Source organism: Haladaptatus marinus (genome assembly GCF_051194195.1).
The window spans coordinates 539,767-560,008 of sequence record NZ_JBLZNK010000003.1 but is presented as its reverse complement, the minus strand read 5'-3'; the positions used below and the strand labels follow the sequence as shown (position 1 = coordinate 560,008).

The 20,242-nt window shown below is 58.0% G+C and carries 23 protein-coding genes and 1 tRNA gene; 8 read left to right on the top strand and 16 right to left on the bottom strand.

Annotation, left to right across the window (positions count from 1 at the left end):
* Positions 1–277: 277 nt before the first annotated feature.
* From ACN2TU_RS08735 to ACN2TU_RS08720, 4 genes are all read right to left on the bottom strand, one after another.
* Positions 278–424 carry a hypothetical protein gene (locus tag ACN2TU_RS08735; protein WP_435154708.1) on the bottom strand — a complete coding sequence of 49 codons (147 nt, stop codon included), beginning with the start codon at positions 422–424 and terminating at the stop codon, positions 278–280.
* 236 nt (positions 425–660) lie between these two features.
* Positions 661–1,584, bottom strand: coding sequence for a DUF1028 domain-containing protein (locus tag ACN2TU_RS08730; protein WP_435154706.1), 924 nt, complete (start codon positions 1,582–1,584; stop codon positions 661–663).
* Positions 1,585–1,671: 87 nt separating this feature from the next.
* Positions 1,672–2,037 carry a DUF7528 family protein gene (locus tag ACN2TU_RS08725; protein WP_435154705.1) on the bottom strand — a complete coding sequence of 122 codons (366 nt, stop codon included), beginning with the start codon at positions 2,035–2,037 and terminating at the stop codon, positions 1,672–1,674.
* A gap of 227 nt (positions 2,038–2,264) precedes the next feature.
* Positions 2,265–2,510, bottom strand: coding sequence for a hypothetical protein (locus tag ACN2TU_RS08720; RefSeq protein WP_435154704.1), 246 nt, complete (start codon positions 2,508–2,510; stop codon positions 2,265–2,267).
* Between the two features lie 91 nt (positions 2,511–2,601).
* On the opposite strand from ACN2TU_RS08720, the gene ACN2TU_RS08715 reads away from it, so the two are divergent.
* Positions 2,602–3,318, top strand: coding sequence for a DUF7117 family protein (locus ACN2TU_RS08715; protein ID WP_435154703.1), 717 nt, complete (start codon positions 2,602–2,604; stop codon positions 3,316–3,318).
* Between the two features lie 109 nt (positions 3,319–3,427).
* A complete protein-coding gene (locus tag ACN2TU_RS08710) occupies positions 3,428–4,222 on the top strand; it encodes a glucosaminidase domain-containing protein (RefSeq protein ID WP_435154702.1) in 795 nt (264 codons plus the stop codon).
* Between the two features lie 51 nt (positions 4,223–4,273).
* On the opposite strand, the gene ACN2TU_RS08705 is transcribed toward ACN2TU_RS08710, so the two are convergent.
* From ACN2TU_RS08705 to glyA, 4 genes are all read right to left on the bottom strand, one after another.
* The gene (locus ACN2TU_RS08705; protein WP_435154701.1) at positions 4,274–5,167 is read right to left on the bottom strand and encodes a bifunctional methylenetetrahydrofolate dehydrogenase/methenyltetrahydrofolate cyclohydrolase; all 894 of its coding nucleotides are present in this window, start codon (positions 5,165–5,167) and stop codon (positions 4,274–4,276) included.
* Positions 5,168–5,298: 131 nt separating this feature from the next.
* Positions 5,299–5,472: a hypothetical protein gene (locus ACN2TU_RS08700; protein WP_435154699.1), complete on the bottom strand. Its 174-nt coding sequence runs from the start codon at positions 5,470–5,472 to the stop codon at positions 5,299–5,301.
* 71 nt (positions 5,473–5,543) lie between these two features.
* Positions 5,544–6,149, bottom strand: a complete 606-nt coding sequence (locus tag ACN2TU_RS08695) for a hypothetical protein (protein ID WP_435154697.1) — start codon at positions 6,147–6,149, stop codon at positions 5,544–5,546.
* A gap of 81 nt (positions 6,150–6,230) precedes the next feature.
* The gene (gene glyA / locus ACN2TU_RS08690) at positions 6,231–7,478 is read right to left on the bottom strand and encodes a serine hydroxymethyltransferase (protein ID WP_435154696.1); all 1,248 of its coding nucleotides are present in this window, start codon (positions 7,476–7,478) and stop codon (positions 6,231–6,233) included.
* Positions 7,479–7,581: 103 nt separating this feature from the next.
* Here glyA and ACN2TU_RS08685 point away from each other — a divergent pair, with 103 nt between their 5' ends.
* The 4 genes from ACN2TU_RS08685 to ACN2TU_RS08670 all read left to right on the top strand — a co-directional run bounded on the left by ACN2TU_RS08685 (position 7,582) and on the right by ACN2TU_RS08670 (position 13,077).
* The gene (locus ACN2TU_RS08685; RefSeq protein ID WP_435154694.1) at positions 7,582–9,690 is read left to right on the top strand and encodes a hypothetical protein; all 2,109 of its coding nucleotides are present in this window, start codon (positions 7,582–7,584) and stop codon (positions 9,688–9,690) included.
* Between the two features lie 477 nt (positions 9,691–10,167).
* Entirely contained in the window at positions 10,168–10,992 is an 825-nt protein-coding gene (gene tbsP, locus ACN2TU_RS08680) for a transcriptional regulator TbsP (protein WP_435154692.1), read from the top strand.
* A gap of 81 nt (positions 10,993–11,073) precedes the next feature.
* Positions 11,074–12,783 carry a YcaO-like family protein gene (locus ACN2TU_RS08675; RefSeq protein ID WP_435154690.1) on the top strand — a complete coding sequence of 570 codons (1,710 nt, stop codon included), beginning with the start codon at positions 11,074–11,076 and terminating at the stop codon, positions 12,781–12,783.
* A 123-nt stretch (positions 12,784–12,906) separates the two neighbouring features.
* On the top strand, positions 12,907–13,077 hold the full coding sequence (locus tag ACN2TU_RS08670; RefSeq protein WP_435154689.1) for a DUF7479 domain-containing protein: 171 nt from the start codon (positions 12,907–12,909) through the stop codon (positions 13,075–13,077).
* On the opposite strand, the gene ACN2TU_RS08665 is transcribed toward ACN2TU_RS08670, so the two are convergent.
* From ACN2TU_RS08665 to ACN2TU_RS08655, 3 genes are all read right to left on the bottom strand, one after another.
* Positions 13,074–14,207, bottom strand: coding sequence for a DUF63 family protein (locus tag ACN2TU_RS08665; RefSeq protein ID WP_435154688.1), 1,134 nt, complete (start codon positions 14,205–14,207; stop codon positions 13,074–13,076). The two genes, ACN2TU_RS08670 and ACN2TU_RS08665, sit on opposite strands and share 4 nt — an antisense overlap.
* Before the next feature lie 61 nt (positions 14,208–14,268).
* A complete protein-coding gene (locus ACN2TU_RS08660; protein ID WP_435154687.1) occupies positions 14,269–14,733 on the bottom strand; it encodes an Lrp/AsnC family transcriptional regulator in 465 nt (154 codons plus the stop codon).
* Between the two features lie 100 nt (positions 14,734–14,833).
* Positions 14,834–15,622: an inositol monophosphatase family protein gene (locus tag ACN2TU_RS08655; RefSeq protein WP_435154685.1), complete on the bottom strand. Its 789-nt coding sequence runs from the start codon at positions 15,620–15,622 to the stop codon at positions 14,834–14,836.
* 88 nt (positions 15,623–15,710) lie between these two features.
* On the opposite strand from ACN2TU_RS08655, the gene ACN2TU_RS08650 reads away from it, so the two are divergent.
* A tRNA-Leu gene (locus ACN2TU_RS08650) sits at positions 15,711–15,795 on the top strand.
* A 580-nt stretch (positions 15,796–16,375) separates the two neighbouring features.
* Positions 16,376–16,741, top strand: coding sequence for a HesB/IscA family protein (locus ACN2TU_RS08645; RefSeq protein WP_435154683.1), 366 nt, complete (start codon positions 16,376–16,378; stop codon positions 16,739–16,741).
* A gap of 147 nt (positions 16,742–16,888) precedes the next feature.
* Here the strand turns inward: ACN2TU_RS08645 and ACN2TU_RS08640 are convergent, their stop codons facing one another.
* From ACN2TU_RS08640 to ACN2TU_RS08620, 5 genes are all read right to left on the bottom strand, one after another.
* Complete coding sequence (locus ACN2TU_RS08640; protein WP_435154681.1) at positions 16,889–17,089, bottom strand: dodecin; 201 nt, start codon at positions 17,087–17,089, stop codon at positions 16,889–16,891.
* Positions 17,090–17,178: 89 nt separating this feature from the next.
* A complete protein-coding gene (locus tag ACN2TU_RS08635; RefSeq protein ID WP_435154680.1) occupies positions 17,179–17,844 on the bottom strand; it encodes a DUF2238 domain-containing protein in 666 nt (221 codons plus the stop codon).
* Entirely contained in the window at positions 17,841–18,452 is a 612-nt protein-coding gene (locus ACN2TU_RS08630) for a hypothetical protein (RefSeq protein WP_435154679.1), read from the bottom strand. The genes ACN2TU_RS08635 and ACN2TU_RS08630 overlap by 4 nt, the downstream gene beginning before the upstream one ends.
* A gap of 33 nt (positions 18,453–18,485) precedes the next feature.
* Positions 18,486–19,433, bottom strand: coding sequence for a metal-dependent hydrolase (locus ACN2TU_RS08625; RefSeq protein WP_435154677.1), 948 nt, complete (start codon positions 19,431–19,433; stop codon positions 18,486–18,488).
* Between the two features lie 58 nt (positions 19,434–19,491).
* Positions 19,492–20,217 (bottom strand): four-helix bundle copper-binding protein, encoded by a 726-nt coding sequence (locus tag ACN2TU_RS08620; RefSeq protein ID WP_435154675.1) that lies wholly within the window; start codon positions 20,215–20,217, stop codon positions 19,492–19,494.
* Between the last annotated feature and the right edge of the window lie 25 nt (positions 20,218–20,242).

Here is a 20,242-nt window from a genome sequence, read left to right as displayed (position 1 = left end):
TTTTCGGCGTGCTGTATCGGTTTGGTACGACCGTAGAGTAGAACGTCGCGACTCGGTACGGCTACACAGTCGGTAGAACAATGCGGTCGCTCGGTAAGTAGCTTCGAAAGGAAAGCGGAACACGCGGGGGCGAAAAGACCCCGCGTACCGCTTGCCGCCCTGAATTGGTCCCCGCTGACGCTTCGGCCCTCCAAAGCGAAGCGTCAACTGCAACAAGACGGTGTAATGACTTAAAGGTAACGATTTAGATAACTCCGGTAAGATAGTCGAAAGAAAGTCAAATGTACTCCTCTTCGAGTACCCATCCCAGCGCCCGCTTGTAGTAGGTGAACATCTGCCGGATTCCCTCGTGGTTCATCTCCTCGCTGTCGAGTTGTTCTTCGAGATACTCGTACTGCTCGCGGATTTCCGCTTCGTCTCTCATACGTGGGCTGGATTTTCGTGTTTCTTCGGGTTAGGCGTATCGGCATCGTGAGGTCATGGATGTGGTTGTTGGTCGAGCAGGTTTGAAACCGGTTTGGGATAACTGTCGCCCCCTGATTGCCCGATTCTGACGGTACTTTCCTCTCGTCGGTAGCAGTTGCAGACTCCACGTAACCGCCGCCGCCCGCCTGCCACCTGGATGTGACCGACCAGCGAACTCAGATTTTCCCTTCTGTCTCATTTCCGTTCCAACCGCGACAGTCCGTGCCAAATCGCATCGACCACTCTGTCTTCACCCACACCGTTGGCATCGTCCCAACCGCGAGCGAGCGCATCCTCCAGCACGGCCAGCGAATGGTTTTCGAAGTTGTTCATCCCCCGAAAATTTTCGAGCGCAGCCTGTTCTTCTTCGCCGAACTCCTCAGTGGGTGTCCCCTCGAAAAAACCGAGGTCTGCGAGCGTTTCCGCTACTGCTATTGCGGTTTCACCGGATAGCTCTCGTGTTTCTTCGGGTTCTTCGCGTTCCAGCAGCGTCACGTCGTAGATTTTGAACACCCGTTCCAGTTCGTCGATTGGCGTCTCGTGGTCGTCCACTCGCACGTCCACCCAGCGGTCGTTGCGCCCGTCGTACCCGCCTTCGGGTTTGGCGATGTAGAGCGCCGCGCTCTGCTCGCCGCGCTTGTCGCCACCCGCCTCGTTGCCCGCGTGGAGTGCGGCGATGAGTCGCTCCGGTAGTCCGCCGTCGGTTTCCTCGAACGTCTCGGCCATCGCTTCGAGCGTATCGGGATTCTCCAAGATATTCCCCTGAACGGTGTAGTTCTCTCCTCGAATGTCGTCCGCATAGTCGAAACAGTCCTCGCCGGTAAAGGCCGCAATCGAACCGTCCTGTCCGACGACACCGAGCTGTCGGGATTCGAACTCCGGGTCGGCCCCGGTGAGTTCCATCACGACTTCGTCGGCAGGCCGTCCCGCCCGAAGCAAGTCGAGTCCGTCCGGCCCGTAGGCGACGTTCGCATAGCTCTGCGTGGCGACCGCTCCAGCGTCCGCACTGACGAAGGGGACGACGGCCCCGACGCCGACGAACTTCGACTGGACGGCGACGCCGATCGCATTCTGCTCGGGGTCTCGTGCGACGATGGAGAACGTCGATGGTCGTGACATACACTTCCCGAAGAAGGCGACCTGCAAAAGCGTTCACCCCGCGGAACCGCCGCTTATGACCAGCTCCGGTAGTGCGCTCACCACAAATCACACCTTTCGCGCAGTAAGCGGTTGGCGCGAGGCGAGTTCGCAGTCGAATTCGGGGTGCTCTGCGAAATGGTGTACGAGCATATGTCGTCGTCCGCCGGTCAGTCCGCGCTCGCCGACGTCCTCGGCGGTAAACTCCGCCGAAAGTCGGTCGTATAGTTCTACCAGCGCCTCGAAGCTCTCGAACACTTTTCGGTGTCCCGACGACTCTGCCCCTCGACGTGAGACGACGTAGCTCCCATCGTCGCGGCGTTCGCCGACCGTGTTGAGAAACTCCCTGCGTTCGGTCAGCGCCCGTCCGAGTGCCTCGCGCAAGCGGTCGGCCTCGCGTCTGGACAGTTCATGCAGTTCCCCGAAAACCGTCACCGAGACGCCATCGTCCGTACTTACTACAGTGAGATGTAAATCTCCGGGATAGTCTTCCTCAGTAGAATTTGTTGTGCTATCCGTCGTCGAGAATTTCTCGACCAGCCGCCGGTGGGCGACTTACTCTATCCTCAGAGTGAGCATCACTCGACATCGTACTAACAGATAGACGGAGGTGACGGATAAATCTACGGGACGATTCGATGGAGTCGATGGCGGTTCGATCGCTATCTCCGATGGTGCCAGATCACGACGACCATCAGGAGATTGTAGACAACCAGTCCGGCGGCAATTGTTCCGAGACAGAGGACGACGAAAGCAACGACGACCGAGAACCCGTCGATACCTGCCACTACAAGCATCAGTACCAGGAGGATACCGGCCATCAGTGTGAGTGGCGCGACGTAAGCCGACCAGTCGGCCGGAGACATGGGGGCGCGAAGTTTCAGAAGCGGTTCTTCGTATTCGATCACGGATATGAATTGATTTTTGCTATATTCACTATTCTGTTGATTTGCTATCGACCGCGTGAGAGTTTTCATCCCGGCACGAGAAGGAGTGTGTATGAAAGTTCGCGGAACCCGCGAATGCCAAAACTGTGGAACGCAGTGGTCGTACTACGAAACGGGGAGCATCGCCTGTCCGAACTGTGAGAGCATGCAGAGCGTCGGACTCGAAGACGACCGTGTCAAACACACGGATAGCGCCGTAACTCTCGACCTGACGAAGGTGCGCGGCGCTGTGGACGAAGAACCGCTTCGGGAAATCGCCGCTCTAGCGAAGGATGCCGCACGGGAGTACGTCAGAAAGCGCGGCTTCATCAAAGGAGGCAAACTGCAACCACTGGACGATACGTATCTCATGGCACAGGAACTTCGGCACGTCGCGGACGTGATTTCCCGCACCTTGGAGATAACCGACGACGAAGAGTTGTACTTTTTCTCCCTTCTCCGCGAGGCGGACGAAGGAGAACGCCTTGCGACCGCCGACGTGCCGCAGTCGATGTATGACGTTCGTGGACTCGCTGACGCGGAGTCCCTTCACGACTACCATCAAGAGATGGGCGACTGGGTGAGAGAACACGACCTGACTCGTGAGGGCCGGAACACGCTCGAAATGCTCGGCGAACATGTCCGACGCGCACGTGCACTCGAAGGAGGTCTCGATATAGACACGGTTGACGCGCTCGTGGAGGCCGCACGCGACCTTGCATGCTACCTCCGGGAGGATGACGAGAACGCATTGGATAGTGCACGTGAGACGCTCAGCCACAGCGACTGATCACCGAATCTCCATGACCTGACTTCGAATTTTAATTCTCAATTCAAACTACAAATTTATTTGATTATAAAGATTATGATTATGTTACCTACATTAGGTGTATGAAACAATGATGCAATCACGACGAACATTCCTCAAAAGCGCGACGGCAAGCATCGCAACGATCGGCGGTTTCGGCGCACTGACGGGTACGGGTGCCGCGGCGCGATACTCCATCGACAGCGACCTCACGAATACCGAGAACATCTCCGGTAGCAACCTCGATTACGCGATTCAGCAGGTTCGTTCCGACAGTCCGCTCATCGGACTCGGCGACACGTGGGTCGATGTCGGCAATCAGGAAGGCATCAACCCGGTGTACATGGCTGCCCATGCCGCGTGGGAATCCGCATGGGGAACCAGCAACATCGCACAGGACAAGAACAACATCTACGGTTGGAAAGCCTACGACAGCTGTCCGTACTCCTGTGCTGAATCGTTCTCCTCGAAATCGCAGTGTATCCGGACGGTCATTCCCGTTATTCGGGACGAGTACCTGACCCTCGGTGGTGACCACTACTACTCGTCCTACGGCCCAACCCTTCGAGGGATGAATCAGGATTACGCGACGGATCTCAGTTGGGCCGAAGGCATCCGCGACGTGATGAACTCGTTCGCAGACCACATCGACTCCGGTGGTGGCGGCTACAGCTGGCCGATTTACTCGAACGGCGACCAAGGCGAGGCCGTGTACACGATTCAGTACCTGCTCGAACAACATGGCTACAACCTCCAGTACCACGACGGCATTTACGGCTCGGAAGTCACCAACACCGTCCAGAGCTTCCAGTCCTCGCAAGGGATGTCCGTAGACGGCGTCGTCGGCCCGAACACGTGGCAGGCGCTCGTCGACATCGGCAACTAATCGAAAACCAGCAGTCCCGCGTCTCGCAGCTTCGTTTTTTCGGTTCCTGGTTTACGGCAGTTCCACTTCGATTTCCGCTTGCTGTCCGGCGGCTTTCACCGTGTTGTACAGCAACATCGCTCGGGTCATGGGGCCGACGCCGCCCGGAACCGGCGTAATCGTGCTTGCTTTCTCCTTCGCACTGTCGAACTCCACGTCGCCGACGAGTTCGTACCCCTTCTCCGTATCGGCATCCACGCGGTTGACGCCGACATCGATGACGGTTGCCCCATCCGAGAGCATCGACCCGTCGATGAGTTCCGGCACGCCGCAGGCCGCGACGACGACGTCCGCGTTTTGTGTTTTTTCAGCGAGGTCATCCGTGCGGGAGTGACAGACCGTCACTGTCGCGTTCCCGCCATCGGCCTTCTGGATGAGGAGATTGGCGAGCGGTTTGCCGACGATGTTCGACCGACCGACGATGACCACGTCCTTGCCTTCGGGGTTGATGTCCGCCGATTCGAGGAGTTTCTGGACGCCGTGGGGTGTGCAAGGTTTGAATCGTGGCTGTCCCGCGACCAGCATTCCGACGTTCTCGGGATGGAATCCGTCCACGTCCTTGGCCGGGTCGATGGCACGGATGACCTGACGGGCATCGACGTGGTCGGGAACGGGCATCTGGACGAGCATGCCGTGCACCTCCGGGTCGTTGTTCAATTTCTCGATGGTGTCGTACAGTTCTTCGGCGGGCGCATCGGGGTCGATTTCGACGTGGATGCCGTTGATGCCGACTTCCTCACAGTCACGCTGTTTCATCGAGACGTAGGTCTCGCTCGCCGGGTCATCGCTCATGAGCACCGTCGCAAGCCCGGGTGTTACGCCCTCGTCTTTCAGCGCGTCGATACCCGTTCCGAGGTCATTTCGAATCCGCTCGGCGACTGCATTCCCGTCGATGATGTCCGTCATTGGCAAATCATCCGGTTCGAAGCCCCTTCAACATTCGGGTTTGTGAGTATTTTTGACCCTACTGACTCCAGTATATACACAATCTTGAATATGATGGGGTAGAGAGCAAACAAATCATCACGGTCACTTCCTTACTGGCGATTTGACTGAATCCTGTCTACCTGCTCGCGGGGATGGAACTGGTTCGCGGCTTCGGTCTGGATTCGTATCCATCCCGGGTAGATGGCGACGGTCACGTCGGCGAGGGTTTTTCCGTCGGTGAAAACGATGTCCGCGCTTTTGAAGCCCGCTAGCTGTTCTGACATGGGATAAACCTCTCCGTGTGCGTAGTTACATCTACTGCACCAGTGTACAGTCGTTCTCGACTGTTCCGCGACTACTGCCGTTGTATCGTCGTTTTTTCGGTCTTTACCGGAACAACCGAGGTGTGTTCGTTACCGTCGAGCGAAATCGTCGCCCGAACTCGTTTCGGTGCCACTCGTTTCACTCGTTCGTATTTCACAGTCGGTTCCGAAACCACGTCGCCGTCCCAGTTGAGCATCGTCCGATGTTCGAGTGCGATGATTTGTTCCCCATCTTCGTGCGTGATTCCCGCGGCGAGGCCCTCGGCAGTACCCAATCGACGCTGCATCGCCGAATCGACTGCCGTCGCGCCGACATGTGAACACTCCGTTTCTGCCCAGTCATCGAACGGAATGGTTTCGGACACCGGTTCCCTTTCGGGTGAGTCGTTCGACTCACCCGCCCGTGTTTTCTCTCGCCGATAGGCCGCTACGTACCGAACCAAATCCTTTTCGGGCAGATATTCGATTTCCTCGCGCTTGATCGTCTCCGTTACGGAAATTGTGTCGGGATAGTCCTTTTCGGTCGTAGTCGTCGTGTCGGGGACACCGGGACTGGTACCCACATCTTGTCCTACACAACCGCCGAAAAACGCAAAGAGAGTGCCGCAAACACCACGGAACAGACGTCGTGAGTTCACCGTACACGATATTTGTCAAAATTGGAAAATAAGTTTTGTGTTGGAAGCCCGTTCGAATCGAACCTTCCCCGAATTCCGAAACTACTCGTACAGCGGGTTCGCGTCGCAGAGCGCCTGGACTTCTTCCGCGACTTCTGCTTTCACGTCCTTGTCATCTATATTGTTCACCACGCGTGCGATGAGGTCGCCGACGCGTTCGATGTCCTCGGTATCGAACCCGCGAGTCGTCAGCGCGGGTGTGCCAGCACGGATTCCGCTGGCGACGAAAGGCGAGCGCGTCTCGCCCGGAACGGTGTTCGCGTTCAGGACGATTCCCACGTCTTCGAGGGCTTCTTCCGCGTCCTTCCCGGTCACGTCCTCGTGGGATTCACGCAGGTCTACGAGCACGAGGTGGGTGTCGGTGCCGCCGGAGACGAGTCCGAAACCGTGGTCTTGGAGCGTTTCGCCGAGCACTTTCGCGTTCTCAACGGTTCGCGCGGCGTACTCCTCGAATTCCGGTTCGAGTGCTTCCTTGAACCCGACTGCCTTGCCAGCGACGTTGTGCATGAGGGGGCCGCCCTGCATGCCGGGGATGACCGCCGAATCGACGGCGTCGGCGTACTCTTTGTCGCACATGATGATGCCACCGCGACCAGAGCGAATCGTCTTGTGTGTCGAACCGGTGACGAAGTCCGCGATACCGACCGGCGAGGGGTGTTCACCCGCCGCCACGAGACCCGTGATGTGGGCGATGTCCGCGAGGTGGTATGCGCCGACCTCGTCTGCGGCCTCCTGAATACGCTCCCACTCGACTTCGCGGGGGTAGGCGGAGTAGCCCGAAACGATGATGTCCGGGTCGAACTCGACGGCGTGGTCGTAGATTGCGTCGTAATCGAGATATCCCGTCTCCGGGTCTACCTTGTACTGTTCGACATCGTACAGTTTGCCGGCGAAGTTGACCTTGTGACCGTGACTCAGGTGCCCGCCGTGAGTGAGGTCAAGCGAGAGGATTTTGTCACCCGGTTCGAGGACGGCGAGGTAGACGCCCATGTTCGCCTGCGACCCGCTGTGCGGTTGGACGTTGACGTGCTCTGCGCCCCAGAGTTCCTTCGCACGTTCGATGGCAAGCGATTCCACGGTATCGATGTGCTCACAACCGCCGTAGTACCGTTCGCCGGGGTATCCCTCCGCGTATTTGTTCGTTAACGTGCTTCCCTGCGCTTCCAGTACTGCCTCACTAACGAAATTTTCGCTGGCGATCATCTCCAGCGTATCACGTTCCCGTTCGACTTCCGCTTCGAGAGCGTCTGCAACTGCCGGATCGACCGACCGAACATCGTCATACTCCATGTGCAAATCCGGGATACCACGGCGTATAAGTTTACCTTTCGGCTAGTAGGGAGTCCCCGACAGAAATATAAACTAACAGTGAGATAACGCTTTTATCATCGGTATGATCGAATGGGAGGAGACAAATACCGGCCTTCGCGCGTTTGACCGGACGAAAACCGGAATTACGATATGTGCGCCTGATTGGCGGAGTGGTGGCCAAACGCAGCGCATCGATAGACCCATCGACGAAACCGTCGCCGGATACGCATCGAAACTTCGATTTCCTCCAAGTTTGATTACAATTACGGACGTGGGTTCGGGTGAGCGACACCACCACGGGAGCGATACGGAAGTGCTCGAACTCCCCGAGGGCGAATATTTGGCGAACGTCCACGGAAATATCAAGACGTATTTTCGATTTTCCGGCCCCGCGACGGTTCAAAAAACGTCGGATTTCGACGCGTTAATTATCGCTTTCGACGACAAGATTCCGATAACGCTCGGGTTCCGCAGCCATCACGAAATTCCCGTCGATACGATAACCGTTCCACCAACGACTGACGGATTAGCGACGGCGATTTCCTACGCCTCATCGTCGCACAAAACAACCGGCCCAGATCGTTCGTTTCCGACATTACGGAGCCATCCACCACGATTCGAGGTGGGTGAGGAACTGGACATTCCGAAAGAAGTTCGCCAAAACAAGAAAGACGTTGGTATCGAAATCAGGGTTCCCGACGATTTCGATACGCTGTTCGTCACGGCACCGCTCGCGTATTATCTCCAAGCGAACGTAACCGTCGAGAACCGCGCGCGACCAGTCCTCCGAGCGCCCGGAGTTAACTTCACCTACACGTTTAGTTCGCTTCCGCAGTATCAACATGAGGTTGCGGATATGCTTCGACGAATGTTCTTCCTCGACTGTCTCGTCCGCAACGGCGGCCCACATCGGTGGAACCTCGCGGAGATGCCGCTTCTGGACGAAGTCGATATCGACCCGAAATCGACATACGAGGCGACGCCCGCCGAACAACTCCTCGCGTACGACCTCTGTGAGTTCGAACGGATCGACGACGAATTTCCGGATTGGCATCTGTCGATGTACGTCGAGCCCACGCTCGAAAGCGTCTCAACGCTTCCGCATCTGCTTTCCAGTCTCAGCCTCATCTACCTGCCAGAATCGTCCAATCTAAATCGAAACGAACTGCTGGATGCTTCTCTCGGCGATTTTTATCGGAATCGACCGTCCGAATCAAGCAATCCCCAACGCGCCGTAGCAAGCGGTGGTACGTATCGGGCAATTCGAGCGGAGGGCGTCAACTCTGTGGAGCGAATCAAGCCGACACTACATCGCGGTCGCGTTCACGGGTGGCTCGCCGACGGCGTCCCGATCGACGTGTTCAAAGCCGAGGCGAGTGCGTACGAAAACCGATTCAAATACTTCGACCGTGACAGCGACGAAATTGAAGTGGCATTGGTTCTGAACGACGACGAGATGGGCGACGAACATGCGGACGCCGCCAACATCTATCGCGACCGAGCGAAAGATCTTCCCATCGAGGTCACTATCCATGAACATTTGACATGCGACGAGCTCACCGATGTGTTGGAGACGCCGTGTGATTACGTCCACTACATCGGTCACTGTGAGGAAAATGGACTTCGATGCACGGATGGAAATCTCTCGGTTGCGGCGATAACGAAAAGCGAAGTTCAAACGTTCTTCCTTAACGCCTGCGGTTCGTACTACGAGGGAATGGAACTAATTACGAAAGGAAGTGTTGCAGGAGCGGTTACGTTCAACAAAGTGCTGAACAAGCAGGCGGCGAAAGTCGGTGTGTCGTTCGCCCGACTGCTAATAAATGGATTTAGCATCCAACACGCGCTTCAACTCGCTCGACGACGAATAATGATGAACAAAGATTACGCTGTCGTCGGTGACGGAACACACCAATTGGCACAATGTGAAAACAGGTTTCCTGTCGTTGGTCGACTTTCGCAATCCAACGGTTCGAAGTATCTTCTAGAGTATAATTGCGAGGCAGTCCGAATGCCCGGGAGCTGTTATCTCCCCTATCTCAAAAGCGATGATAAATTGTACATTCCGGGCAACACTACAAGCTACGAACTAAGCTACGACACGCTTGTTTCATTTTTACAACGGGCGAAAATACCAACGATTTACGAAGGAGAACTGTACTGGTCGGACGAAATCAAATCCGGTCTTTGATTATGGTCCGTCCATTCCTCCACCAGCTACGAAGGGAGATACTCCCCACTCCGCGAGAACCGTGTATCCGAACAGCAATCCGAATGCGGCGTTCAATGCTTTTGGATGTCCAATGAGCCAATCGCGTATTTTTCCTCGCATGACATGTGTTGATACTTCACATCCATACTTCATTCTTTCGGACTGTTCACGGAAGGTGTAATTGGTAATTAGCGATTACTCTCAGGATTTATCTCAGATGGGGTGTTCAGCAACACCTGTAGGGGACGAAAAATACGTCAGTATCTGCTTTCTGAACACGATTTCGCTGAATTCCCAAAGTTATAAGATTCCGAAGACTTTCTGGTTTTCAGGGTGGTATTATACGAATTAGGCGATTATAATTACGACATTGACTAATTGTTCATGCTACATAACCTATGATTTCCGTTGATTTTGAGCGTTAAAATTAAATAGATGAATCTCGTCCGACCCACTATGGAAACAAAATCGAACCTCTTGAACCAAAGCGTCCACGAAATCCTTCGTGCCGTTATCGACGAAAGTCCCGAAGTCATGGTCGTTGTCAACCCATCCGCAAACGCCATCGAAGAGCTCATCGATGCCGCAACGGAGTACGACGGTGACCTCCCTGAGATGCGCATGCTCGCGGACGAGAGCACGCTGAAAGACGTGATGGAGGACTTCATCATCGCCAGCAACGCCGCCGACCTCATTGACGAGGGTGTCCTCACCCTCCGAACGACGGACGATTCCTCCGGAAACTCGCTCCTCGTCACCGACGATGTCGTCATCGCACTCGTCACCGCGGGCGACCGCGTTGGCGGTCTGACCTCGGACGACGGCGACTTCGTTGATGCGGCCTACGGTACATACACGACTCACTGGCAAGACGCAGACGATTTCTCCCTGCGCACGCCCCCGATCACGCGTGTCCGCGAGACGCTCGGAGAAGAGATCAGCCCCGAGGCAGAGGACGACTTCAACAGCGTGCTCTCATCGCTCGAAACCGCACGTGGTGACGGCGACGGTCTCGATGAAGTGACCATCAGCCTCCTCGTCGCGGCCAAAAACGAAGCCCTGCTCTACGACATCAGCAAATGGGGCGAGGACGTCGGCATCGCCAGCAAAGCGACGTTCTCTCGAACGAAGACCAAGCTCGAAGATATGGGCCTCATCGGCACGGAGAAGGTTCCCATCGACGTTGGTCGCCCACGCCTCCGCCTGAAGCTCGCCAACGACGAACTCCAGACCGCGGACACCGACCAGCTTGCAAGCGTCGCACAGGGTATCCTTCACTAACTCCGAAATCCTTCGGTTTTTCACACCTTCTAGCGGCGGCTATCCGTCGCGTTTTTGGCATCCGCCCGTCTCGTCTCGCGCATGAGCACCCTGCTGGGCGTCGTCGGAACCGGCCCTGCGGCCGACGCTGTGATTACTGCACTGTCCGATACGGACGGAACCGTCACCGAAATCGAAGCAGGTGACGTTGGTGATGTGGATTTCGCCGTGGTCATCGGAGAAGTCGGTTCGAGAGCGTTCGGGCGCGTGAACCGTTCCAGAACGCCGTGGCTCGCCGTCGAACTCGGGGGAATTGGTGGTCACTCACTTCCGGACGTAAACGCCGCAATTTCCGGTTTCACGGCCGAAACGGCGTGTTTTGAATGTTTACGAACGCGTGTCGAGTCGAACGCGGGGGACGTCGATACCGACGAGGGGGTCACGGATACCGCGACTGCTCGGTTCGCCGGGGCGCTCGCCGGACGCGAAGCGGTGACGCTTCGGTTCGGCGGGGAATCGCCGGTACTCGGTGGTGTCGTGGAAGTACCCCACGCAGAGCGCAGACTGCTGCCGGTTCCGAACTGTCCCGCATGCGGCGATGCCCGCGACCGAACGCTGGGCATCGACCATATGGAACGAAGTCTGGACGATGCTGTTTCATACGCGGAAATAGCACTAGACGAGCGAATCGGCCCCGTCGCGTCGCTCGGGGAAGTGTCGTCATTTCCAGTTCCCTACTACCTGGCGAACGTCTGTGATACATCCGGATTTAGCGACGTGCGCGCCGCGGAGCAGTCGGCGGGCGTCGCTGGCGAGTGGGATGAGGCACTAATGAAAGCGTTGGGAGAGGGGATGGAACGCTACTGTGCGGGCATCTATCGTGAGTCGGAGTTCGGTGTGGCACGTCCATCCGACCTCGAAGATGCGGTCTCGCCTGCCGAGTTCGTTCGTCCAACGGGGTGGGTCGAACCGGGGAACGACGAACTCGCGTGGGTTCCGGGGCGGAATCTCGACACGGGGACGCCGGTTCATCTCCCGGCGGAATTCGTCCAGTTCCCGCCGTCGAACGCGCGATACAAGCCAGCGATAACGACGGGATTGGGGTTGGGTAATTCGACCACCGAGGCCCTGTTGTCGGGGCTGTACGAGGTGATCGAGCGCGATGCGACCATGCTCGCATGGTACTCATCGTTCGAACCGCTCGGACTGCAGGTCGAAGACGACGGATTCGACGAACTGACGAAACGAGCGCGTGCGGAATCCCTCGACGTCACTGCCCTTCTCGTGACGCAGGACGTGGACGTTCCGGTGGTCGCAGTCGCAGTTCATCGAGAAAACGAGTGGCCGAAGTTCGCAGTCGGGTCGGGGGCGAATCTCGACCCTGATGCTGCGGCCCGGTCTGCGCTCGCGGAGGCGCTCCAGAACTGGACGGAACTGAAACTGATGGGGCCGGAAGAATCGGCGAACGCGGAGGGGTCGATTGCCCACTACGCTGACTTTCCGGAACCGGTTCGTCCGTTCGTCTCGCCGGAAACGACGATACCGAGCGAGAGCGTCGGAAGTGCGGTTCCGACGGGGTCTGCCGAATTACAAGCGGTCGTCTCGCGCACGAGCGAGACATTCGACGTGTACGGTGCGCGCCTCACGACTCGTGACGTAGAATCGCTCGGTTTCGAGACGGTGCGTGTCCTCGCACCCGAGGCACAACCGCTGTTTACCGGTGACCCGTTCTTCGGCGAGCGCGCTCGCACCGTCCCGGACGTGCTCGGATTCGACCCGAAACTCGATCGAGAGCCACATCCGTATCCGTAGGGTGAGCCAACTGTACCGTGTTAGCGAAACACACGGGTTTTATATCAGAAGTCATCGTATCTTTCAGAGTGGTGGGCTATTAATCATGCATAATATGGGCTACACATCGGTTTGGGTGATAGTATGACGACGGAGTTCGACCTAACCTGTGCAACGTGTGGGTCGCCGTTATCCAAAGAAAGCGTGTCGGTCGACCGACTGGGATTCCGAAATGTGGGGTCGGTCGATGTCGCAGCATGTCAAAACTGTGGCGACCAGTATTACCCCGAATCGACGCTCGAACGACTCCGTTAGATTCCGAACGCCGCCCGGAGCATGTCGCGCGTACCGGGGCCGAGGCCGACTGCGAGGATAGCGATAAGCAGGAGAATTGCATAGCGCGGGCTTTCTTCGAAAATCTGCTCGTCGAACACCCAGACGACGGCGAGTGCCGCCGCGATTTTAACGAGTAAGAACGGCCACGCGGAACCGATGACGGACGTTACCGACGCCGGGAGGACGGAGGAGGTGATATCGACGATAGCTTGATTGACGGGATGCTTCGCGGTGTATTGACCTTCGAGCCCTAACGCCAGCGCCCAATCGAGGACGGCGACGTTGGCGACGCCGTCGACCGCGTGCCCCCAGATGATGACCGCGCCGATACCCGCGGTTCCGGCGTTGATTTCGGGTGCGTACCGTTTTACCGCCGCCCATGTGATCGCGGTGACCAGCGTTGCGCCACCGAGGACGACTACGAGGATTTGCGGGTAGAAACCGACTTCTTGGGTCGTGACGGCTAGCACGAGCAGATAGCCAACCGTGACGGCTAGCACAATCGTCCCGATTCCGGCGAGCGGGTACTCGTACTCATCGACGACTCCCCTGCGGGCCAGCGCGACGCTCACGACGAGGGCGAAAAGCGTGATGGCGAAGACGGTAAAGTAGATGATTGGGCTGATGATGAGGGTGTTCCACGGGAACGGAATCGCGCCGTTTCCGACCGCTTGAAGCGCGTTGTCGGCGTCTTCAACGACCCGGAGTGCCCCGCCGAACAGCATGAAGGGAAACAGGGCGTAAAAGAGGCTCCTATCTTGTCCGACATCGAGGCGGCGGAGGAGGAAAACGAGTCCCACCAGCGCGACGATGAGCGTCACCGCGTAGCCGATTTCCGACACGAGCGTGTAGCCCGGTTCCGCGACCGGTTCCGGAAATCCCGCACAGGCTCCAGCGTCGTAGATGTACCTCGGCGTCCCTCCTTCGCGAATCGCACACTGTGCGCCTTTCGCGTCGGCAGCGACCGGCCCCCAGAAGTAGTGCCAAATAAAGCCGTCGTACACTTGTTTCGGGAACGCGAGTGCCCCGCCGACGAGTGCGACGACGGCAACGGCGACGGCTCCCGCCCACGTCCGTTCGTTGTCGATTCCCTCGCTTGCGGTGTCCATATCGCACGAACCGGAGCGAGCGCGTTTTACAGTTCCGGTCTGGCTTAAGGTTCCGGCCTCGTTATTGGTCGTCGATAGCGAGCGGGAGTTCCTCACTCTCGAACGGCGACCCGAGAACGACCATCGTCTGTGAACGGGCGAAGCCGTCCATCTGCGCTACCGTGTCGAACATCAACTCGCGGAGGCTATCCGCGTCTTCGGCGTACACCCGTACCATCACATCCCACGAACCGGTGGTGAGATGGACTTCCTGAATCCCGTCGATGGTTTCCAGTTTCTTGAGCGTATCCTTCTCTCGACCCTGCTCTACGCGGAGACCGACGAAAGCGGAGATACCGAGTGAGACCTTTTTGGGGTCGACGTTCGCGTGATATCCCGTGATAACTCCGGCTTCTTCCATACGGTTGACTCGGTCGTGAACTGTCGCGCTGGACATATCGATCTGGCGGGCGATTTCGCTGAACGGTGTCCTGGCGTCTTTTTGGAGTGCTTGGAGGATAGCGCGGTCCGTGTCATCCAGCTTCATATCGCTACCGAAATGCCCCACTAATAAATATTTGTACCACTCGCCGGAGTGTGATTGCAGTATTCCGAATTATAAATGACTGTCGTCCTATTTTCCACAATTATGCTTCGGCCTCGCGCGCCGCCGCGAGCACCTCCTCGTGGGCCTCCCCATTGGATGCGACCAGTCCCCTGCTTTCGGTCGTCCACGGTTCGCCATGGATGTCGGTCACTTCCCCGCCTGCTTGCCGAACCATGGAGACGCCCGCGACGGTGTCCCACGGGTTCGGAACGACGTTCGTCACGGTGCCATCCAGCGCGCCGCTCGCGACCATGCCGAGGACGATTTGCGCACAGCCGAATCGACGCATGTCGCCGAACCGTTCGAGGATGCCTCGTACCGTTGCGCTGTATTCGTCCCGGCGGTCGAAGTCCCACCAGATGGTCGGACAGACGGTGAACGTCTCCGGGTCGGTGCGGTCACTGACCGAAATCCGCTCGCCGTTCAGATACGCACCATCCGTGTCCGCGGTGTAGATATCCCCGAGCGCGGGACAGACGTTCGCGGCGGCGACCGTCTCACCGTCGCGGACTGCGGCGACGCTGGTCGCCCAGATCGGAATCCCGCGGACGAAGTTGTTCGTGCCGTCGATGGGGTCGATTATCCAGACATCTCCGTCCGCTGGAACCTCCTTCAGTGCATCCTCCTCTTCGCCGACGATTGCGTCGTCGGGAAACGTCTCGTAAATGACCTCGATAATCCGGCGTTGGCTCCGGCGGTCGGCCTCCGTCACCACGTCGGTTTTGTTCGATTTCGTCTCCACTACGAGGTTGTTTCGAAACCCGTTGGCTGCGACTTCGCTTCCCGCCTTCGCCGCGCGCTCGGCGAGTTCGAGTCGTCCGTTGGTCATGCTTCGACAGGTGCGGTGAGATGGAAAAGGAGTGTCGTTTTCAGATTCGGAACGTTTTAACTTACCCGCTACAGAATAGGAGATGCGTGCGAGGGTAGCCAAGCTCGGCCAACGGCGGCGGACTCAAGATCCGCTCCTGTAGAGGTCCAAGGGTTCAAATCCCTTCCCTCGCACTCATAACAGAGTGCAGGAAGACCGCATCGGAGCGCTCTTCCCTCGCAAAAACCTCATAAGGGCCAACAAACAGGCTCTCGCAAAAATTTCTCAGGTGAAGAGTAGTTCGATAGTGACATCTTCGTGAGTTTTGTGCAGATTTGATTTTTGGTCGTCGATTGTTCTTTGTCGCTAGCTGCTGCCGACTCCAATGAAACCGCCTCCGCACCGCAACCGCAGTCTCTCCACTTCTCCCCGCCAGCGCGGAATTGCACCCGTGCCTTACTGGCGTTCGTCGCTCGTGCGAGTGCGCTGGCGCAACCATGTGGCTGAGCAATCAAGCGATGTGGCGCGCGCTGGTGAGGTTTCGAGGACTGCGAGATTTCGGAGAACTCGCGAAAGCGAGCGGCGAAGCCGCGAGCAAGCGGTGCAGTGGCGGTATTTGTTGCCGTGATTACCTAGCGCGAATTCCGAAAATCAACCTGCCAACGACATTTTTGCAGAATTACCACTCATCGACCAAACTAGTTCACAACGTCCTCGCTACCAAATCCTTGCTAGGGGCGAACGTTAATGAGGCCTGACCGACAAACATCACCTATGAGTACTGACTCCGCGCAAAGTGGGGAAACCCCGCAAATCGAGGTGACGGAAACGGCCGCCGAACAGGCACTCGATCTGTTGGAGAGCGAGGGTCTCGACCCGACGGTGGCCGGACTGCGCCTGTTCGTCCAGCAGGGTGGCTGTGCCGGACTCTCATACGGGATGCGGTTCGACGACGAACCGGAATCCGACGACACGGTGTTCAACCATCACGACCTGCGGGTGTTCGTCGACCCGGCGAGCATGAACTACATCGAGGGGAGCATCGTCGATTACGAAACCGGTCTTCAGGGCGCTGGCTTCCACGTGGACAACCCGAACGTCGTGAGCGAATGCGGCTGTGGCGAAAGCTTCCGGACGTAACTACCCTCGAAAACCACCATCCGCGCAGGAGCCCGAAATCGGGAATGGCGTCGTGATTTTACTGCTCGTTTGTTCTTCCAACAGCAGTGGCATCCCGGCTTTTCGACTGTTTCGCTAAAAAATTACTGCGGTGCGTGATTTCTCCCTTTACTCTTCCAGTTCGAAGGCAACCGTCACTTCGGCTTGATACTCCCGGCCTTCGACGGAGGCGATTTCGACGCCGAGGTGGTCTACTTCCACCCATTTGACGTTGTCGAGCGTCTTTTCCGCTCGGTCGATGGCGTCGTCGGCGGCGGCGTCGAAACTCTCGTCGCTCGTTCCGATAAGTGTGATTTTCTTGAACACCATGGCATGTTCTGTTTTCCCGTCGCCGGTAAAAGTCGCATTGGCCGTTCGTCCACATATCGCGTCACCTCGACTCGGTGACTCTGCTCCGCTCAATCGTCTCGTCGCCCGTACTCCGCGCCTCGCATTCGATTATCGAGGCGTTCCGTGAGCGCCCCGACCACGTCGGAGAGGTACGCGGTACCCCAAATCGCCGTGATGAGGCCCCCAACCGTGTCGAACATGAGGTCGAGCATCGTGTCGTCGAGTCCATACTGCGTCAACACCGCCCGCCCGCCGAAGACGACGGCCAATCCACTCACGCCGAATTCGATGACCTCCCAGATGACGCCGAACGCGACGACGAACATGAGGATAAAAATGAACATAAATCGCGGTGGGAGGTAGACATCGTCGTAGTGGGCGTCCAACGCTCGAACCGTGGCGTAGCCGACCGCGGCGACGAGCGAGGCGGACAAGCCGTGCGTGACGTGATCCCACCACCAGACGTTCTGATACGGGCCGAGGGTGCCGACCGCGTGCAGGAAGACGGCGGTCGTAATCCATAGCGTCAGTCCAGCATCCATCGGAATCTGGTAATCCCGTTCGAGGATTGCCGGGACGAGTGTGATGGCGAACGCCATTCCGGCATTGATCATGATTCCGAGGTTGCCCCTGTCCAGTCCGATGAAAAAGATGCCGACGAGGCTCAACTCCATCGCACGGGTCAACTGTCGCTGTCTGCGATTCGAGATGCCGAGTCGCTCGCGAACCCTCATTTTACTTGCTCCTGCAAGTCGGTCGGAAGTCGCGCTTGCGCCGGGGCGACCCGCCGGAAGTACAGTTCGAAAACGAGACCGGCCACGACGCCGATTGCAGTCGCGTAGACGAAATCCCACATGAGCATGTGCTCACTCTCGATGAACGCTGTGCCCAGATATACGTCGGACAGCCATTCGATGACTGCCCAGACGCCCGCAGTCGCGATCGTCACGATGACGACGAAGAGGATGGCGAACCAGTGTGTCATCCGAACCGGCGTGAAAACATGCAGTTCGACGGCGACGATGAGCGCGAGCGCGGCCACCGAGAGATACGTGGCCACCCTCGTGGTGAGCGCGAGCGTCGCGAGCGCGCGCCCGAGAACCGGCAGTGCGGCGAGTATCAGCACCTCCCACGGGAGCATGGCTTCCGCACTTCGGAAGGCGAGCGGCGGGATTGTCGCCAGTATGAAGACGAATCCGGCGAACAGAGCCCACAAAAAATCCGACCGGAGGAGACTCACGGCGGCGACAACCAGTAAAAATCCGATGAGAACCCACCCTATTCCGGCGTTGACGCGCTCGTCTTCGACGAGTGCGTCTAGCCGACTAATTCGCTGTGACATATTGCCCGATAGGAGTGCCGTCGGTAAGAAAGGTTAGGCCGTGATGTACGCCCCAGCATACGCCAGTACCGCGAACGTAACTGCGGCCATGCCGGTACAGAGCCACGTTCGGGGGTCGCGCTCGACGTGGAACGAACGAAGTGGATACAGCTTCGGACCGACGCCGACGGCCCCGACCGCGAGCACCGAGAAGACGAAATGATAGGACACGTCGAGCGTCGGTGCGGGAAGGAACAGCACAGATAGCGCGTATCCTGCACCGAGGGTCGCCCGGCCGTGAATGTGGCTGAGCAACCGTTCGTCGTGGCGATGGTCGTCTCGCAGGCGGAAGTACGCGTAGATGGCGAGCCATCCGGTTGCCAGTTCCAATCCGAAGATGGCGAGCAGATTCAGCGTCGGGTCGGAGAGGAGGGCAACCCGAGAGTGGAACACCATCATGTCGAACGGGTAGAGGAATTGGGGCGGTTCGCCAGTGAACAGGTCGCCAAACGGGTGTGACAGCAGGCCGAACACCGCCGCGACGAACAGGTCTCGCGGCCGAAGCGTGGTTCGCCATTCCGCGACGAGTGCGACTACTGCTCCAGCCAGCACGAAGACAAGCATGACGCCCGCGCCGAGCATGCCGCTCTTGACGAACGCTATCCAGACCAGTGCCGAGAGAACGAGTGCGCCAATCGCCCGCCTGGAGCGACTCCCGGTAATCAAGACGAATCCGGGTGCGGCGATACAAGCGACGACGAGTGAATGTGTCACTGCTCGATGGACGAGCTGCGAACTGCCCCAGAACGCGGCGGTCATTTTCCAGACGCCGCCGAGTCCGGCCTGTGCGAGTCCGATCAGTGCATAGGTCATGTCCACGTCAGGTGTTGCCGCAAACACACCCGCGACTACGCCGAATGCGAGCGCGCGCTCGGCGGGCCAGTATCGGTTGGCAATGAGTGCCGCTAGCGCGAAGGCTAACAGGGCGTGGCCGACCATCATGGATATTCATCTTCGCGTTCAGCAAGCATAAACTTCTCTCCGAAAAAGGAAGGTGACCTTAGAACTCCGACTGCTGTTGAACGGGCTGCTGTTGAGTGGGCGTTCCCATCTGACCACTCTGGAGTTCATCGAGCAGTCGGTAGGTCGAATCGACGGCTCGGGATAGCACGGACGCACACTCCTGACAGTGTGCGTTCTGGTGTCGCATACACTCGTCGGCGCATTCCTCGGCAGCATGTGCGAACACTTCCGCGAGTTCCGGTCCGAAGACCGAATCGCGCGCGATAAGCTTCGCGTTCAGCGTCCCGAGGTCTGCTACATCGCGACAGAGACGGATACAGTCGGCCATCTGCGGCCCTTTGTCGATGGACTGGTCGGCACACCAATCACACACCTTCGCGGCCTTCTCGAAGTCATCGAGTGCGACGCGCATCTCGCCCGGCAGCTGGTCTTCGAACTGGCCAACCTGTTGTGTCATTTGCTGGCCCATCCCCTGCTGACCGCCCTGGTAATCGGTTCGGCCGCCCTGTGCCTCATAGGCGATTCGGTCTTCCAAACCATCACCTGGGTCATCCATCGTTCTCCCGGGCATCCGTGGTTGTCCCTGCTGCTGCGGTTGCCCGACTTGCTGTTGCTGTGGGCCGTACTGCTGTTGCTGCGGTTGGCCAAACTGCTGTTGTGGCTGGCGATACCGCTGCTGTTGGGGTTGACCGTACTGCTGACCCTGGCCGTACTGTTGTCCGATCTGTCCCTGTGAGTGCTGCATGTGTCTCTGATGTGCCATTGTTTTCCCACCCAGCTACGTACTG

Excerpts from the sequence above, each read along its gene's own strand:
- ACN2TU_RS08735 (WP_435154708.1), bottom strand. The coding sequence starts at position 424 with ATGAGAGACGAAGCGGAAATCCGCGAGCAGTACGAGTATCTCGAAGAA.
- ACN2TU_RS08730 (WP_435154706.1), bottom strand. The coding sequence starts at position 1,584 with ATGTCACGACCATCGACGTTCTCCATCGTCGCACGAGACCCCGAGCAG.
- ACN2TU_RS08715 (WP_435154703.1), top strand. The coding sequence starts at position 2,602 with ATGAAAGTTCGCGGAACCCGCGAATGCCAAAACTGTGGAACGCAGTGG.
- ACN2TU_RS08710 (WP_435154702.1), top strand. The coding sequence starts at position 3,428 with ATGATGCAATCACGACGAACATTCCTCAAAAGCGCGACGGCAAGCATC.
- ACN2TU_RS08705 (WP_435154701.1), bottom strand. The coding sequence starts at position 5,167 with ATGACGGACATCATCGACGGGAATGCAGTCGCCGAGCGGATTCGAAAT.
- ACN2TU_RS08700 (WP_435154699.1), bottom strand. The coding sequence starts at position 5,472 with ATGTCAGAACAGCTAGCGGGCTTCAAAAGCGCGGACATCGTTTTCACC.
- glyA (WP_435154696.1), bottom strand. The coding sequence starts at position 7,478 with ATGGAGTATGACGATGTTCGGTCGGTCGATCCGGCAGTTGCAGACGCT.
- ACN2TU_RS08685 (WP_435154694.1), top strand. The coding sequence starts at position 7,582 with ATGATCGAATGGGAGGAGACAAATACCGGCCTTCGCGCGTTTGACCGG.
- tbsP (WP_435154692.1), top strand. The coding sequence starts at position 10,168 with ATGGAAACAAAATCGAACCTCTTGAACCAAAGCGTCCACGAAATCCTT.
- ACN2TU_RS08675 (WP_435154690.1), top strand. The coding sequence starts at position 11,074 with ATGAGCACCCTGCTGGGCGTCGTCGGAACCGGCCCTGCGGCCGACGCT.
- ACN2TU_RS08670 (WP_435154689.1), top strand. The coding sequence starts at position 12,907 with ATGACGACGGAGTTCGACCTAACCTGTGCAACGTGTGGGTCGCCGTTA.
- ACN2TU_RS08665 (WP_435154688.1), bottom strand. The coding sequence starts at position 14,207 with ATGGACACCGCAAGCGAGGGAATCGACAACGAACGGACGTGGGCGGGA.
- ACN2TU_RS08660 (WP_435154687.1), bottom strand. The coding sequence starts at position 14,733 with ATGAAGCTGGATGACACGGACCGCGCTATCCTCCAAGCACTCCAAAAA.
- ACN2TU_RS08655 (WP_435154685.1), bottom strand. The coding sequence starts at position 15,622 with ATGACCAACGGACGACTCGAACTCGCCGAGCGCGCGGCGAAGGCGGGA.
- ACN2TU_RS08645 (WP_435154683.1), top strand. The coding sequence starts at position 16,376 with ATGAGTACTGACTCCGCGCAAAGTGGGGAAACCCCGCAAATCGAGGTG.
- ACN2TU_RS08640 (WP_435154681.1), bottom strand. The coding sequence starts at position 17,089 with ATGGTGTTCAAGAAAATCACACTTATCGGAACGAGCGACGAGAGTTTC.
- ACN2TU_RS08635 (WP_435154680.1), bottom strand. The coding sequence starts at position 17,844 with ATGAGGGTTCGCGAGCGACTCGGCATCTCGAATCGCAGACAGCGACAG.
- ACN2TU_RS08630 (WP_435154679.1), bottom strand. The coding sequence starts at position 18,452 with ATGTCACAGCGAATTAGTCGGCTAGACGCACTCGTCGAAGACGAGCGC.
- ACN2TU_RS08625 (WP_435154677.1), bottom strand. The coding sequence starts at position 19,433 with ATGATGGTCGGCCACGCCCTGTTAGCCTTCGCGCTAGCGGCACTCATT.
- ACN2TU_RS08620 (WP_435154675.1), bottom strand. The coding sequence starts at position 20,217 with ATGGCACATCAGAGACACATGCAGCACTCACAGGGACAGATCGGACAA.